Here is a 15549-nt window from a genome sequence, read left to right as displayed (position 1 = left end):
AGCCGCCCCTCTGCCTGTCGCGCAGCCCGCGAGATATCGGCGGCTCGGATGAATGCAGAATGAACTCTGCGCCAGAACCGAACTCAGAGCTGAACAAAACGACCACAACTATGCGTGTGGTGAATGTTGCATTACTGTTACATTCGTAATACTTCACACCCAGCTGCAATTTTCTAAGGAAATACATGAAGAAGCTCGCCCTCGCACCCGCGGTGGCCATCGCCATCACCGGCCTGGCCGCATCCCCAGTCATCGCTGCCCCTAACTCGGGCAGCTACTCACACACTGTCGTCAAGAACTCCGGCGACGCCCAGGAGAGCACTCCGTCTGAGTCACCTGAGGCTGATGCGCAGGCTATCGAGGCGAAGGTGACGACCTCCCCCAAGGAAATCACCGCCGACGATCTCGCCAACAAGGATAAGGGGATCGTCGTCACGATCACCGACCTTGAGGCCGGAGACAAGATCTCGGATTCGCTCACTGGCGAAGCCGGAACTGCTGAAGGCGATACCTTCCAATACAACATCTACTCCACTCAGCCCGCCGAGGACATCGAGAACGGTACGGTTGACTTCTCCGTCACGATCACTCGCGACGGCGAAGAACGCACTTATGACGGGTTGAGCTTCTCCGTCGTCGACGACACAGACGAGCCCGAGGCCCCCGAGGTCGATCCCAAGGTCTCGCTCAACGCCGATGAGTTCACACAGAGCGAGTTCGCGGACAACGGCATCAAGGTCACAGGCGAGGGCTTCACCCCGAACGGCACGGTCACCGTCGTCGGCGGCAACGAAACGTCGCCGTTTGCGACCCAGGAAGTCGAAGCCGACGACGAAGGAAAGGTCTCCGCAACCCTGAAGTTCGAGGGCGACGGCGAACTCCCAGCCGGCGACTACTCGGTCTGGGGTGTCGACCAGGAGTCCGAGACCAACTCCCCGGCTCAGGACTTCACCATCACCGAAGACGAGACCGAAGCCCCCTCCACTCCTGCTGAAGAAGCCAAGCTGACCGTCTCCCCCGAGTCGATCACTCCTGCTGACTTCGTCAAGGAAGACAAGGGCGTCACCCTTGCCGTCGAGAACTGCGAGCCCGGTGAAGACGTCCGCTTCCTCGTCAACCCGAAGGGCGAGTCGAGCGTCACCGCTTTCGACAAGACCGTCCAGGCTGACGACGAAGGCAAGGCCAACGTCAACGTCTACGGCACCAGCGCCTCCAACGCCTCGGCCTACATCGGCGATTACGACGTCACCGTCACCTGCGGCGATGACGAACTGACCGGTGACTTCTCGGTCGAGGACGACCCGAACGCCGGTGGCGGCGACGGCGATGAAGACGGCAACGACGATGGCGACAACGGAGATGCCGGCAACGGCGGGGACCTGCCTCGCACCGGTACCGAGCTGACCGGTCTCGTCGGCGGCGCCGGCCTCCTCCTCATCGGTGGAGTCGCAGTTGCCATGACCATGCGCCGCAAGAAGGTCGCCCAGGATCCCGCTGAGATCTGATAGCGAGCGACCTGAGCTCGCCCGGGCTCGATTGAGCTGGGCGTGAGACGACGAAGGGCGCGAACCCGATCGGGTTCGCGCCCTTCGTCGTCTCAGCGATGCCGGTCAGAAGACAGCTCATTCCATGCGGTCGTACCTCGAGCGCAGGGCGAGGAAGACTCCGTAGAGGACCAGGCCGAGACCCACAGCCAACAGCAGATACGGCCCGAACGGCTGATCGCGCATGCCCTTGAGCGCACCGTCGATTCCGGTGAACTCCTCCGGATCACCGGTCGCCGCGGACACCACGATGAGGATGCCCACCGACAGCAGCGTCGCGCCCTTGCCCAGATACCCGACGATGCCTGTGAAGCCGACGAGGAAGCGAGTGAACGCGCTGCGCGGCCGACGCAGCTCGTCTTTCCACTTCCGCCGCAGACCGTTGACACAGAATACGATGCCGATGATCGCAATCACGGCGCCGACGGCCATGAGGATATAAAGTCCACCCGGCGCCTTCGCCACCGTCGTCGAGGCCTGTGAACTCGACTTACCCGAATCCGCTCCTCCGCCGAAGACGAATTGGGAGAAGGTGGCCGCCACGACTACATAGGCGATGGCAGAACCGACCGTCGTGAAGAAGTCGGTCCACTGTTTCCTCCCCTGCTTCTCCTGCGGATCCCGAGTACCAGCGCCACGCAGCGATGCTGAGCCGAAGAACGCGTTGACCAGGCACCACAATGCCATCAACGCACAGCCGAGGAAGCAGACGATGATGAGCACCATGCCGAAGGGCTGCGCAGCGATCTGACCGACAGCTCCTGTCTGGTCGGCTTCGCCGCCGCCCTGCCCCAGCCCGATCGTCACAGCGGTCGCGCCGAGGATGGCGTGGACCAATCCATTGGCGATGAATCCCGCTCGGGCCATCCGCTCGAACCAGCGGCTGTCTGCGGCTTCCTGAGCCGCCGAATCAGCGCTGTCGGCGACCTGTCGAACCTTCTCTTTCTCGTCCACAGAGTCAGTGTCGCACAACACGTGTACTTTTCTGCGCCGCAATGAACTGGATTCGTCGAACAACGCGAAAAGGCGGAGTGCGCACCGAAAGTTCGGTTCGCACTCCGCCTCAGATCCGATCACTCTGACTCTGACCGGCGACTGCCGACTCAGCCGCGCCGGTACCGGTTGTACAGCACCAGCGCCCCAGGTTCGGGACGCCCCTGCGGGCGACGTCCCCTCGAGATCGAGACGACGTCTCCGCCCACAGTGCCGGCCGCAAAGACACGTGCATCGCGTTCCTGCGCCGACCGGCGTGCCCGAACCTCGTCCTCGAGCTCCTCATTGCGGTTCTTGAGCGCGTCGACCTGATTCTGCAGGTCGATGATCTTCTTGATCCCGACGAGGTTGACTCCCTCGTCCTGCGACAGCTGCTGGATCAGTCGCAACTTGGCGATGTCTTTCCCGGAATAACGCCGACCCCGGCCCGCAGTGCGTTCCGGAGAGACGAGACCCAGTCGGTCATACTGCCGCAGCGTCTGCGGGTGCATGCCCGCCAGATCCGCGGCCACCGAGATGACATACACCGCCGCACTCGATGAAATGTGCATTGTGATTCACCACCTCAGCTGGCCTTGGCTTTGTCCAGCAAGCCGGCGCGTGGGTCCTCACCTTCGGTGGCGGCCTTGAAGGACTCGACCGCTTGTTTGGCTTCCTTGGACAGATTCTTCGGCACCACGATCTGGACTGTCGCCAGCAGATCGCCGGAGCCCTTCTTCGTCTTCACACCTTTGCCCCGCACGCGCAGGGTCCGTCCCGAGGGTGTCCCCGGTGCGACCTTGACCTTGACGGGCATTCCGCCCAGGGTCGGCACCTTGACCTCAGCGCCGAGGGCCGCCTCGTCGAAGCTGATCGGCAGATCCATCCGCAGGTTGTCACCATCGCGGGTGAAAACCGGGTGCGGGCTCACGTGCACGGTGAGGATGACGTCACCGGGCTCGCCGCCGTTGGGGCTGGTCTTGCCCTTGCCGGCCAGGCGGATCTTCTGTCCGTCCTTGACCCCGATCGGGGTGCGCACGGTCAGCGGCTTACCGCCGGGCATGTTCAGCTTCACCGAGGCGCCGTCGATGGCTTCGGTGAACGACAGCGTCGTGCTCGACTTGATGTCGCCGCCCTTGACCGGAGGCTGGTAGCCGCCGTATCCGCCGCCACCGCCGAAACCTCCACCGAACCCGCCGAGCAGATCCGCCAGGTCCGGGGGAACGTCTCCCCCACCGCCGTAGGTCGTGCGGGTCCGGGTCCGTCCGCCGCCTCCGAAGAGGTCGGAGAACACGTCGTCGAATCCGCCGCCGGCGGCCCCGCCGGGCCCACCGGAACCGGCGCTGAACCGCGCGCCGCCGCCCATGGCGCGGACCTGATCGTACTGAGCCCGGGATTCCTTGTCGGAGAGCACCTGGTGGGCCTGGCCGATCTCCTTGAATTTCTCCTCGGCGTTCTCATCCCCGGGATTGGCGTCCGGGTGGTACTTGCGCGCGAGCTTGCGATAAGCCTTCTTGATCTCGGTATCGGAAGCATCCTTGGAGACGCCGAGGGTTTTGTAGAAGTCCTTGTCGAACCAATCATTCTGAGGTCCGGTATTCACCTGGCACCTCCTTTCCTTCCAATCAATCCTGTCATCACGGTATTCACTTGTCCTCTCACAATCCGCAGCCCCGGGGCACTGCCCCGAAGATCCGGACCGCCGCCGAGGCGGTTGCCTGCCCCCGTACGTCGGTGAACCGGCGTACGGGGCGGACGGCCGCCTCGGCGATCGTCGTCGTTCAGTCCTCCGGCTGCTGGACACCGACACGGGCGGCGCGGATGATGCGCTCCCCGATTCGGTAGCCCGGCTGCATGACCAGGAAGAGCGTCGGATTCTCGACCTCATCCGACGGCTGCTGCATGAGCGCTTCGTGGATGTTCGGGTCGAACTCGTCGCCGACCTCTCCGTACTGTTCGACGCCGATCTTGTTCAGCGATTCGACGAGCTTGTTCACGTGGGTCTCGAAAGGCCCGCTGACATCGCCGTTCTCGCGAGCGAGCTTGACCTCGTCGAGCACGGGGATCAGGGCCTCGACGGCCTTGATCGTGCCGCCGAGGGCCGCACGCTCACGTTCGCGGTCGGCCCGCATCCGGTAGGCCGCATATTCGGCGTTGATGCGCTTGAGGTCGGCCAGGTAGCCCGCCGCGTCCGAACCCGGTTCGGGCTCGGCCTCCGGCTCGATGTCCTCAAGCCCCGAGGCGTCGGCGGGGATGTCCACACCGAGGTCGCTGGCATCGGCTGCCTGTTCGGCATTCGGATCCGCGGTCGGCTCCTCGCCGGCCCCGGCCGAGGCCGACTGGGCGTCGGCCTCGGGACGGACCTCACCGGTGTTCGGATCGACCCGGCGCTTGTCGCTGAAGGTGAAGCCTGGCTCCTCGGACGACTTGTCGTTGCCCTCGGCAGTCATTACTTCTTCTCCTCATCCTCTTCGTCGACGACTTCGGCGTCGACGACATCGTCGTCTGCGCCTGCATCGGCGGTACCCTCACCGGCAGCTTCGGCGCCTTCGGCACCGCCCTGCTGGCTGTAGATGGCTTCGCCGATCTTCTGCTGGTTCTCCACAAGCTTGTCGTAGGCGGACTTCACGGCGTCGTCGTCTTCACCCTTGAGGGCTTCCTTGACGGCGTCGACATCGCCCTGCATCTCGGTCTTGAGCTCCTCGGGCAGCTTGTCCGCGTTGTCGGTCAGCAGCTTCTCGGTCTGGTAGGCGAGGTTCTCCGCGTTGTTGCGGACGTCGGCGGCCTCACGGCGCTTCTTGTCCTCTTCTGCGTGCTCCTCGGCCTCGCGGACCATGCGGTCGATGTCTTCCTTCGGCAGTGCGGAACCGCCGGTGATCGTCATCGACTGTTCGGTGCCGGTGCCCTTGTCGGTGGCCGACACGTGGACGATGCCGTTGGCGTCGATGTCGAAGGCGACCTCGATCTGCGGCACACCGCGCGGAGCCGGAGCGATGCCGGTCAGCTCGAAGGTGCCGAGGTTCTTGTTGTCGCGAGTGAACTCACGCTCACCCTGGAAGACCTGGATCGACACGGAGGGCTGGTTGTCCTCAGCGGTGGTGAAGGTCTCCGAACGCTTGGTCGGGATCGGGGTGTTGCGCTCGATGAGCTTGGTCATCACACCGCCCTTGGTCTCGAGTCCGAGCGAGAGCGGGGTGACGTCGATGAGCAGGACGTCCTTGCGCTCACCCACGAGGACACCGGCCTGCACGGCGGCACCGATCGCGACGACCTCATCGGGGTTGACACCCTTGTTGGGCTCCTTGCCTCCGGTGAGTTCGGTGACGACCTGGGTCACGCCGGGCATACGGGTCGAACCGCCGACGAGGACGACGTGGTCGATGTCGGACACGGAGACGCCGGCGTCCTTCATGACTGCATGGAAGGGAGCCTTGGTGCGCTCGAGGAGGTCCTTGGTCAGGTCCTCGAACTTCGCACGGGTGAGGGTCTCATCCAGGTGGATGGGGCCGTTCTCACTCATCGACAGGTACTGCAGCGAGATGTTCGTGCTGGTGGCCGAGGACAGTTCCTTTTTGGCCTGCTCAGCGGCTTCCTTGAGGCGCTGCAGAGCGGTGGCGTCCTTGGTCAGGTCGACACCGTAGTTGTTCTTGACCTGCTCGACCAGCCAGTCGACGATGCGCTGATCCCAGTCGTCACCGCCGAGGCGGTTGTCACCGGAGGTCGCACGGACCTGAATGGTGGAGAAGTCGTCCTCGTCCTTGGCAACCTCGAGCAGGGACACGTCGAAGGTGCCGCCACCGAGGTCGAACACGAGGATGAGCTCGTCTTCCTTGCCGCGCTCGAGGCCGTAGGCCAGAGCGGCAGCGGTGGGCTCGTTGATGATGCGCGAGACGTTGAGGCCGGCGATCTCACCGGCGTCCTTCGTGGCCTGGCGCTCAGCATCGTTGAAGTATGCGGGAACGGTGATCACCGCGTCGGTGACCTTCTCCTGCAGGTACTCCTCGGCGTCGTGCTTGAGCTTCTGGAGGATGCGGGCCGAGACTTCGGGAGCCGTCATCTTCTTGCCGCCGATCTCGGTGGACCAGTCGGTGCCCATGTGGCGCTTGACCGATGCGACGGTGTTCTTGATGTTCGTGACGGCCTGGCGCTTGGCGATCTCACCGACGAGGGAGTCGCCGTTCTTGTTGACCGCGACGACGGACGGGGTCGTGCGACCGCCCTCGGCGTTTGCGATGACCTTCGGCTCGCCGCCCTCGAGGACGGCAACGACGGAGTTCGTGGTTCCGAGGTCGATTCCGACTGCACGTGCCATAGTGTTCTCTCCTTTGTTCGTGAGTTCCTGCGACTCGAATGTGTGCGATCGGGCGGCTCCGACCCTTGGGTCAGAACCACTCGACCGCACACATTGAGCCAACTGGACTCAAGTATTCTCTTCGAGGTTTCGACCGTCAAGTCGACCTCATCAAAGTTGCGTACACCAGACTCAACTTTACTGAGGGCCGTTTTATTCCGGCGGGAGAGAAATTCTTTTCGCAGCCGACCGCAGACGCGCGAACTCGCCTTCGACACGCAATGACCGGAGGCCCAGCCCCGCCGGCCCTGCTGCCTGTCAGAGCCGGACAGAGGACAGAAGGCGAACAAACCACTAGTGGCCGCCGAGACCGCCTGTGAGCCGAGCATGGAACGCAGTCGTGAAGTCGTTCATGCCGACGAACTCCACGGACTTCCCGTGCTGCTCGTATTTCGTCTCGATCGTGTCGAGAGCGGCGACGGTCGACGCGTCCCAGATATGCGACTTCGTGAAATCGATGACGACCCGATCCGGATCATCAGCGTATTCGAACAGCGTCGTCAGGTCGTTGCTGGAGGCGAACAGCAGCTGCCCTTCGACTGCATAGTGCGCGACCTTCTGATCACCCTGCACCTGGATCTCACGCCGAACGTCGATGAGATGGGCAACGCGACGGACGAACATCACAGAAGCCACGAACACCCCGACGACGACACCGATGGCGAGGTTGTGAGTCGCGACGACCACAGCGACGGTGATGACCATGACGGCAGTTTCGCTCTTGGGCATTCGCTTGAGCGTGGCGAGCCTGATCGAGTGCCAGTCGAAGGTGCCGACCGAGACCATGATCATCACGGCGACGAGGGCCGCCATCGGAATGTCGGACACGACGTCGCCGAGCGCGACGACGAGGATCAGCAGGAACAGCCCGGCGAGGAAGGTCGATATGCGGGTGCGGGCGCCGGAGGCTCTGACGTTGATCATGGTCTGGCCGATCATGGCGCATCCGCCCATGCCGCCGAAGAACCCTGAAAGGATGTTCGCCACTCCCTGGCCCCAACCTTCGCGGGTCTTGTTCGAATGCGTGTCTGTGACATCGTCGACGAGCTTCGCCGTCATCAGTGATTCCATGAGTCCGACGAGGGCCATCGCCAGAGAGTACGGGGCGATGATCGTCAACGTCTCCCAGGTCAGGGGGACGCCGGGGATGAACAGCTCCGGCAGACTGCGGGGCAGCTCCCCCTGATCGCCGACGGTGGGGACGTTGATCGCGAAGGCCACGACAGCGACGATGATGATCGATATCAGCGGAGCGGGGACGACCTTGGTGATCTTCGGCATGACGATCATGATGACCAGACCGACTGCTACGAGCGGGTAGACCATCCAGGGCACATCGATCAGCTGTGGGAGCTGCGCCGAGAAGATGAGGATCGCCAAGGCGTTGACGAATCCGACCATGACGCTGCGGGGGATGAAACGCATCAGCTTCGCGGCACCGAACACGGCGAGCACGATCTGCAGCACTCCGGCGAGCAGGACGGTGGCGATGAAGTAGTCGATTCCGTATTCACGGGCCACCGGCGCGATGACGAGCGCGACCGCGCCGGTCGCGGCGGTGATCATCGCCGGGCGTCCGCCGACGAAGGCAATGGTCACGGCCATGATGAATGAGGAGAACAGGCCGAATTTCGGGTCGACGCCGGCGATGATGGAAAACGAGATCGCCTCAGGGATCAGCGCCAGCGCAACGACCAGTCCCGCCAGGACTTCTCGCACGAGTAGGCGCGGAGTCTTCAGTGCGGTCGCCACCGAGGGGTCGGGCAGGTAGCGGCTCCGATCGTCGGCGGTGGTCGTGTTCGTCGTCATGTTTGAGCCTCCAAGGCCGGGAGCACGTCAGGTGTGACACCACCTGAAAGAGGGATGCGGCTGCGCGAGGTCGGCATGCTCCCGCTTCACGCGAAAGGTGAAATCCCGGGACGCACCGCGCCGCCATACGGGCGCCGGAATCAACCTTAACGTAACGTAAGGGTTGGCGTGAATTGAGGAGAGTGTCGATGGCCGAGACCGGAATGATGCACATCGGAGAGCTGGCTGAACGCACGGAGCTGTCGCTGCGGACGATTCGCCATTACGACCAGATCGGCCTGCTGACTCCTTCGGGCAGGTCGGAGGGAGGTTTCCGCCTCTACACGGAAGACGATCACGACCAGCTGATGCTGATTCGCAGGATGAAGCCGCTGGGGTATTCGCTGGAGCAGATGGGTGACCTGCTCCGGGCACTGGAGAGTGCTCGCGGAAGCGAGCCGTCCCGGGCCGATGGAGCGAATGAGCTGGCGCAGTTTCTCGATGATGCTCACGAACGCCGCAGCAGACTCGCACGTCAGCTCGCCGCCGCAGATGAGTTCATCGATCAGCTCAACTCACGGATCACTGACTAGAGGAGCGACTTCGGGGAGCTGAGGATTCGACTCAATCGCCGAGGTGGTCCTCCAGATCGTCGAGGATCTGACCTGCTCCGGTGGGCCCGAGGCCGAGGAACCAGACATCATCGTTGACGCGGATGGCTCTGCCCTCTTTGACCGCGTCGAGCCCCTGCCACTGGCTCGACTCGAGCGCCTTCGCCTCACCTGTGGCACCAGGGTCGCCGTAGCTGGTGTAGAAGACATAGTCCCCGGCGGCCTGGTCGAGGTTCTCCGGGGAGATCTCGACGGCGAGTTCATCGACGTCCTGGTTCTTCGGGCGCTTGAAACCCGCGTCGCTCAGAATGACTCCGATGAGCGACTGATTCGCATAGAGGCGCAGGCGCTCGGGCATGAAGCGCACGAGCGAAATCGTCGGATCACCGTCGACAGAGTCCTTGAGCTCACCGGCCTCACGAGCGTAGTCCTCGAGTTCCTTCGTCGTCTCGTCTTCCATGCCCATCGCCTCACCGACGAGGCGGAAGTTCTCCTTCCACGGGAATCCCGGACGGATGGAAAACACCGTCGGGGCGATTGAGTCGAGCTCGTCGTAGAGCTTGTCGGCGCGAAGCTGACTGCCGAGGATGAGATCGGGTTCGAGCGAGGCGATCTTCTCGAGATCAAGCTCTTGAATCGTGCCGACCGTCTCGACTCCCTCGACCTGGTCTTCGAGGTAGCTCGGCACCGGACTGGCGCCTTCGGTCGTCACCATGCCGACGGGTGTGATGCCCAGCGACAGGACATCGTCGAGCTCTCCGGTGTCGAGAACGACGACTCGCTCGGGCTTCTTCTCGATCTCGGTCGTGCCGTTGGCATGCGTGACCGTTCGCGGGAAGACCCCGGCCTCGGCATCGCTGCCGAGCTTCGCGGTCTCCTCATCAGCAGTGCCGAAGTCTTTGCCGCCGACGGCGACGTCCTTGTTACTGGCATCCCCATCGGCGCCTTTGTCGTCCTCGGCAGCACAGCCGGTGGCGAGCAGAGCAAGAGTCAGTGCGGAGGCGGCCGCTGCGACCGCCCGATTCTTCAACGTCAGATTCACACAGATGAGCCTACCCTAAGCACTCACCTCGCTCGACACACCGCATCTTTCGCAGAGTCTCATCACGAATGCAGTATCCGAATCGGGAAATGGCGACGCCACCGCCGACGGTCAATGGCCCCTGACCATCACGGACGATGCCGGCCACGAAGTGACCATCGACGAAGCACCCGAATCGATCGTCTCCACTTCGGTGACCCTCACCGGCACCCTCCTCGCCGTCGACGCACCGGTCACTGCCTCCGACGCCACCGTGCCCAATTCCCCCGTTGCCGACGATCAAGGCTTCTTCACGCAGTGGAGCGACGTCGCGAAGGAGAAGGACGTCAATGCCCTCTACCAGGCCGACCCCGATGTCGAGGCCGTGCTCGCCGAGGAACCTGACCTCATCGTGGTCTCGAAGACCGGCCAGGACTCGGCGAACGCCATCTACGATCAGCTCAGCGACATCGCTCCGACCGTCGTCTTCGCCTACGGCGACAAGGACTGGCAGGAGGTCACGACTAAGCTCGGTGAGATGACCGGCCACGAGGATGAGGCGAAGAAGGTCAATGACGAATTCGGTTCCCGCGCCGAGGAGGTCAAATCCGCCATCGATGCCCCGAAGCAGCCGGTCACCGGCATGATCTTCAACGAGAAGGCCAAGGGCGGAGGATCCGGGGCCAGCGCGAACATCTGGACCCCGGAATCCGCTCAAGGCAAGCTCCTCCAAGAGGTCGGCTTCGAACTCGCCGAGGTCCCCGAAGGCACGGCCGGCCAAGGCGAAATGGGCAAACGCGCCGATATCGTCGAAGTCACCGGTGAGAACCTGTCGAAGGCCGTCACCGGCGAATCCGTGTTCCTGTTCAACGCGAACGAGAAGACCGCCGCGTCGTACGCGAAGAACTCGCTGGTCGAGAGCACACCGGCGGTGAAGAACGATGCCGTCTACCCGATGGGCCTCGACTCATTCCGCCTCGATTACTACTCCGCCACGAACGTCCTCGACCGCATCGAGGACGAATTCGGCAAGTGATCACCTGAACCCGAAACGGACGGCCGGCAACGACGATACTTCTCGCTGCAGGCCGTCCGTTCTCTGCCTATGGAGCCATCTGGGCGACCCCGGCGGGGCCGCCTCGGTGGTCGGATCGACCTCCGCGGGGCCGCCTCGGCGAATCAGCCCTTGGCCGGGCGGGAGCTGATGATCTCTGCGCGCTCGTCGCGGTTGAATTGACGCAGCTGGGTCACATGGGACGGGTTGAGCTCGGAGACATCGGCGACCTGGAGCAGTCGCATGGTGCGCTCGACCTGCTCGCCGAGGATCTCGATCGTCCGGTCCACACCTTCCCGACCGCCGGCCATGAGGCCGAAGAGGTAGGCGCGGCCGATGAGCGTGAAGTCCGCGCCCAGCGCCAACGACGCGACGATGTCGGCGCCGTTGCGGATTCCGGTGTCGATGATGATCTCCACGTCCTTGCCGATCTCGCGAGCCACCTCGGGGAGGAGTTCGAAGGGCACGGGCGCGCGATCGAGCTGGCGCCCGCCGTGGTTGGACAGGACGATCGAATCGACGCCGAGGTCGGCGAGCTTTTTCGCATCCTCGAGCGTCTGCACGCCCTTGACGGAGAATTTGCCGGGCCACATGGCGCGGATCTCAGCGAGGTCATCGAAGTTGATGGAGGGGTCCATCGCCGAATCGAGGAGCTCGCCGACGGTGCCGCCGGTCTCCGACAGGGAGGCGAATTCGAGCTTCGGGGTGGTCAGGAAGTCCCACCACCACCAGGGACGAGGGATGGCGTTGAGGATCGTCTGCGGGGTCAGCTGCGGCGGAATGGAGAAGCCGTTGCGCGTATCGCGCAGTCGGGCACCGGCGACGGGAGCGTCGACGGTGAAGAACAGGGTGTCGAACCCGGCGTTCTTCGCCCGCTCGACGAGGCCGTAGGAGATGTCGCGCTGCTTCATCACATAGAGCTGGAACCAATTGCGCCCGTGCGGGTTGGTCTTCTTGACGTCCTCGATCGACGTCGTGCCCAGCGTCGAGAGCGTGAACGGGATGCCTGCAGCGCCGGCGGCTCCGGCGCCGGCGGTCTCGCCCTCGGTCTGCATGAGTCGGGTGAAGCCGGTCGGCGCGATGCCGAAGGGCATGGCCGAGCTGCCGCCCATGATCTGGGTGGAGGTGTCGACGTTCGTGACGTCCTTGAGGATCGAGGGGTGGAACTCGATATCGCGGAAGGACTGGATCGAGCGTTCCATCGAGATCTCGCCCTCGGCGGCGCCGTCCGTGTAGTCGAACGCCGCGGCCGGGGTCCGGCGCTTCGCGATCTTGCGCAGGTCCTCGATCGTCAGTGCGTTCTCCAGGCGACGTTTCTTCGGGTCGAGTTCGATCTTCTTGAACTTCATCAGCTCGAAGATCTCGGCCGGCTGAGGAATCTGCCTCTTGACCATGTGATTCGCTCCTTCGGTTAGGCGGTGGTTGAGAAGTGGGTGGTGGCTGGTGCGGGTGGTCCGATCGGCAAGACGGCGCCGCGCGGATTCAGGAGCCGGGGACCATCCAGGACAGCACCGTCGACTGGAGTCCGACGAGCAGACACATAGCGACGAGCATGCCCAACGACCAGCCGATGACGCGGCGGAGGATCGAGGACTCCTTGCCGAGCAGACCGACGGCGGTGGCTGCGATGGTGAGGTTCTGCGGGCTGACCATCTTGCCGAGGACACCGCCTGAGCTGTTGGCGCCGACGAGCAGCAGCGGATTGAGTCCAGCCTCGTGCGCGGCGGTCTGCTGCAGAGTGGCGAACAGTGCATTCGCCGAGGTGTCCGAACCGGTGACAGCAGTGCCCAGCCAGCCCAGGATCGGCGAGAGGAAGGCAAAGAAGGCTCCGGTGCCGGCGATCCAGGTGCCGATGGTGATCGTCTGGCCCGAGAGGTTCATGACATAGGCCAGCGCGAGAACCGATCCGACGGTGAGGATCGAGAATTTCATCTTCACAACGTTGACGATGAAGACGTCGACGGCGTCTTTCGCCGACATCTTGTACACGATCGCGACGATGATACCGGAGATGAGCAGCAGAGTTCCGGGCGAAGACAGCCACTGGAAGTTGTAGACCGTGCTGGTCGAGACTTCGCCGGCGGCGTTGAGGATGTTCCCGTGCAGTCCGGGCCACGGAATCTTCACATCGGTCGATGCCAGCCAGTTGTTGAGTACCGGCACGAGCTTGGCCACGGAGAAGATGACGATCACCAGCAGGTATGGGAAGAGCGCAAGGAACACCCGGGCCCCTGTCAGCGGTGCGGTCTCCTTCTTCACATCGGTGGCAACGGCAGCAGAGGCACCGCCGGCATCGGGAGCATCGGCGCCTTCGTGTTCGCGCTCGTCGGCCATGCGGTCGAGTGCATCCTGACCGCCCTTCGGCTTCCAGAACCGGAGCATGATGACGACGGCGGCGAGGCCGACGAGGGAGGCGATGATGTCGGTGAGTTCGACGGAGAGGAATGTGGCCGAAACGTACTGCGCGAGGCCGAAGGCGATGCCCACGACGAGGGCAAGCGGCCAGATCTGCTTCAGCCCACGACGCCCGTCGACGAGCAGGACGAGGAAGAGCGGCACGACTGCGGCGAGGAACGGGGTCTGGTGACCGACCATGGCGCCGATGTCCTGGTAGTCGATTCCCGTCAGAGTGCCGGCGGTGATGATCGGGATGGCGATGGCGCCGAAGGCCACGGGCGCGGTGTTGGCGACGAGGACGACGACGGCCGCTCGCATAGCGGTGAAGCCGACGGCGACGAGCATGACACCGGTGATCGCCACCGGGGCACCGAATCCGGCGAGCGCTTCGAGGAGGCCGCCGAAGCAGAAGGCGACGATGATGGCCTGGATGCGCGGGTCATCGGAGATGACGTTGATGACCAGCCGCAAGTCCTCGAAGTGGCCCGAGCGCACGGTGAGTTCGTAGAGCCAGATCGCGGTGATGACGATCCACATGATCGGGAACAGTCCGAAGGCGAACCCCTGTGTCGCCGAGAGCGCGGCGAGTCCGACCGGCATTCCGTAGGCGGCGATCGCGACGATGAGAGCGACGCCGACGGCGGTCAGTCCGGCCCAATGGGCCTTCCATTTGAGTGCGCCGAGGGTGACGAAGATCGTCAGCAGCGGCAGGATCGCCAACAGGGACGACCACAGCAGGCTGTCGGCCACCGGTGCGATTTCAGGTGTGTACATGGCTTCTCCAAATCGGCCGGGCCTGCCCACATCGGGTCCGTTCCCCTGTGAACGCGCTCCGAACTCGAACGATCAGAATTTTCAGTATGGCCTTTATGAGGTCAGACCATTAATCTGAGCATAGGACGAGGGTGTGATCTGCGTCAACTGTCCATCCGGCAGCGGCTCCGGTCACGCCCACGAGCAGTGCGCAGAGAGGCATGACATGATGGCGCGGTGGAGACGACCATGAACGATGACACGAACGAGGTCCGCCCGGAACAGACAGTCAGCGCCGAGGCGGCCGACGGTCCCGAATGGAAACCCGTGAACCGGGCGAGCACCTATGAGCTCGTCATCGATGCCGTCGAAGAGCAGATCATGGCCGGTTCGCTGGGGGTCGGAGACCCTCTGCCTGCCGAACGGGACCTGGCGACGAAGCTCGGCGTCAGTCGCGCCAGTGTGCGCGAGGCGCTGCGCGTGCTCGACAGCCTCGGCGTCGTCCGTTCCTCGGGCGGGTCCGGCCGCGGCGCTGGCACGTTCATCGCCGCGATGCCCTCAGCTGCACTCACCCGGTTCCTCCGCCTTCATGTGGCGCTCACGAACTTCAGCATCGATGACGTGACGGAGACGCGCATCCAGCTCGAACGCTCGAGCGCGATCCTCGCGGCGACCCGAGCCGATAAGGACGCGCTGGCCGAGGTCAATGCGCAGCTGGCGATGATGGACACTCCCGGGATCAGCCTGGAGACCTTCAACGACGCGGACACCGCGTTCCACGTCGCCATCGCTCAGGCGGCTGGAAATCAGCTGTTCTCCGACCTCACCGGGGCCATCCGCACCTCTCTGCGGAAGTCGATCTTCTCCTCATTCAGCCGCGTCGACGACCAGCAGGCGCTGATGGCGAAGCTGCAAGCCCAACACCACGGGATCATGGACGCCATCACCGCCGGTCGCGCCGAGGAGGCTGCAGCACTGACCGAGGAACACATCCGCTTCGCCGCTTCACGCCTCCCCGGCCTCTCCGAAACCTAACCCACCCCAATTGCTACCTGACG

Annotated in this window: 13 protein-coding genes; 4 read left to right on the top strand and 9 right to left on the bottom strand. The window is 63.8% G+C overall.

The window, feature by feature from the left end:
* Positions 1-185: 185 nt before the first annotated feature.
* Positions 186-1505 carry a lipoprotein 17-related variable surface protein gene (locus tag AD89_RS19480; protein ID WP_025780761.1) on the top strand — a complete coding sequence of 440 codons (1320 nt, stop codon included), beginning with the start codon at positions 186-188 and terminating at the stop codon, positions 1503-1505.
* Positions 1506-1622: 117 nt separating this feature from the next.
* Here the strand turns inward: AD89_RS19480 and AD89_RS0116980 are convergent, their stop codons facing one another.
* From AD89_RS0116980 to AD89_RS0116955, 6 genes are all read right to left on the bottom strand, one after another.
* A complete protein-coding gene (locus AD89_RS0116980; RefSeq protein WP_025780759.1) occupies positions 1623-2498 on the bottom strand; it encodes a DUF1206 domain-containing protein in 876 nt (291 codons plus the stop codon).
* A 149-nt stretch (positions 2499-2647) separates the two neighbouring features.
* Positions 2648-3088, bottom strand: coding sequence for a heat shock protein transcriptional repressor HspR (locus tag AD89_RS0116975; protein WP_025780758.1), 441 nt, complete (start codon positions 3086-3088; stop codon positions 2648-2650).
* Between the two features lie 14 nt (positions 3089-3102).
* The gene (locus AD89_RS0116970) at positions 3103-4119 is read right to left on the bottom strand and encodes a DnaJ C-terminal domain-containing protein (RefSeq protein WP_025780756.1); all 1017 of its coding nucleotides are present in this window, start codon (positions 4117-4119) and stop codon (positions 3103-3105) included.
* Between the two features lie 178 nt (positions 4120-4297).
* A complete protein-coding gene (locus tag AD89_RS0116965; protein ID WP_025780755.1) occupies positions 4298-4966 on the bottom strand; it encodes a nucleotide exchange factor GrpE in 669 nt (222 codons plus the stop codon).
* Positions 4966-6828, bottom strand: a complete 1863-nt coding sequence (gene dnaK, locus AD89_RS0116960; RefSeq protein WP_025780753.1) for a molecular chaperone DnaK — start codon at positions 6826-6828, stop codon at positions 4966-4968. Before dnaK ends, AD89_RS0116965 begins: the two co-directional genes overlap by 1 nt.
* A 333-nt stretch (positions 6829-7161) precedes the next feature.
* Entirely contained in the window at positions 7162-8676 is a 1515-nt protein-coding gene (locus tag AD89_RS0116955; protein WP_025780751.1) for a SulP family inorganic anion transporter, read from the bottom strand.
* A gap of 188 nt (positions 8677-8864) precedes the next feature.
* Here AD89_RS0116955 and AD89_RS0116950 point away from each other — a divergent pair, with 188 nt between their 5' ends.
* A complete protein-coding gene (locus AD89_RS0116950) occupies positions 8865-9248 on the top strand; it encodes a MerR family transcriptional regulator (protein ID WP_025780749.1) in 384 nt (127 codons plus the stop codon).
* A 31-nt stretch (positions 9249-9279) separates the two neighbouring features.
* Here the strand turns inward: AD89_RS0116950 and AD89_RS0116945 are convergent, their stop codons facing one another.
* On the bottom strand, positions 9280-10308 hold the full coding sequence (locus tag AD89_RS0116945) for an ABC transporter substrate-binding protein (RefSeq protein ID WP_035321390.1): 1029 nt from the start codon (positions 10306-10308) through the stop codon (positions 9280-9282).
* Between the two features lie 61 nt (positions 10309-10369).
* On the opposite strand from AD89_RS0116945, the gene fepB reads away from it, so the two are divergent.
* A complete protein-coding gene (gene fepB, locus AD89_RS0116940; RefSeq protein ID WP_035321389.1) occupies positions 10370-11323 on the top strand; it encodes a Fe2+-enterobactin ABC transporter substrate-binding protein in 954 nt (317 codons plus the stop codon).
* Between the two features lie 143 nt (positions 11324-11466).
* On the opposite strand, the gene AD89_RS0116935 is transcribed toward fepB, so the two are convergent.
* Together AD89_RS0116935 and AD89_RS0116930 are read right to left on the bottom strand one after the other, a co-directional pair.
* Positions 11467-12735, bottom strand: a complete 1269-nt coding sequence (locus AD89_RS0116935) for an alpha-hydroxy acid oxidase (RefSeq protein WP_025780745.1) — start codon at positions 12733-12735, stop codon at positions 11467-11469.
* An 88-nt stretch (positions 12736-12823) separates the two neighbouring features.
* Complete coding sequence (locus AD89_RS0116930) at positions 12824-14512, bottom strand: L-lactate permease (RefSeq protein ID WP_025780744.1); 1689 nt, start codon at positions 14510-14512, stop codon at positions 12824-12826.
* Between the two features lie 228 nt (positions 14513-14740).
* Here AD89_RS0116930 and AD89_RS0116925 point away from each other — a divergent pair, with 228 nt between their 5' ends.
* Positions 14741-15526 carry a FadR/GntR family transcriptional regulator gene (locus tag AD89_RS0116925; protein WP_025780742.1) on the top strand — a complete coding sequence of 262 codons (786 nt, stop codon included), beginning with the start codon at positions 14741-14743 and terminating at the stop codon, positions 15524-15526.
* Positions 15527-15549 lie beyond the last annotated feature (23 nt).

It is taken from the genome of Brevibacterium sp. VCM10, assembly GCF_000583215.1.
Taxonomy (GTDB): Bacteria; Actinomycetota; Actinomycetes; order Actinomycetales; family Brevibacteriaceae; genus Brevibacterium; species Brevibacterium linens.
The sequence above is the reverse complement of the archived record's forward strand: the minus strand, read 5'-3'. Positions and strand labels throughout refer to the sequence as shown.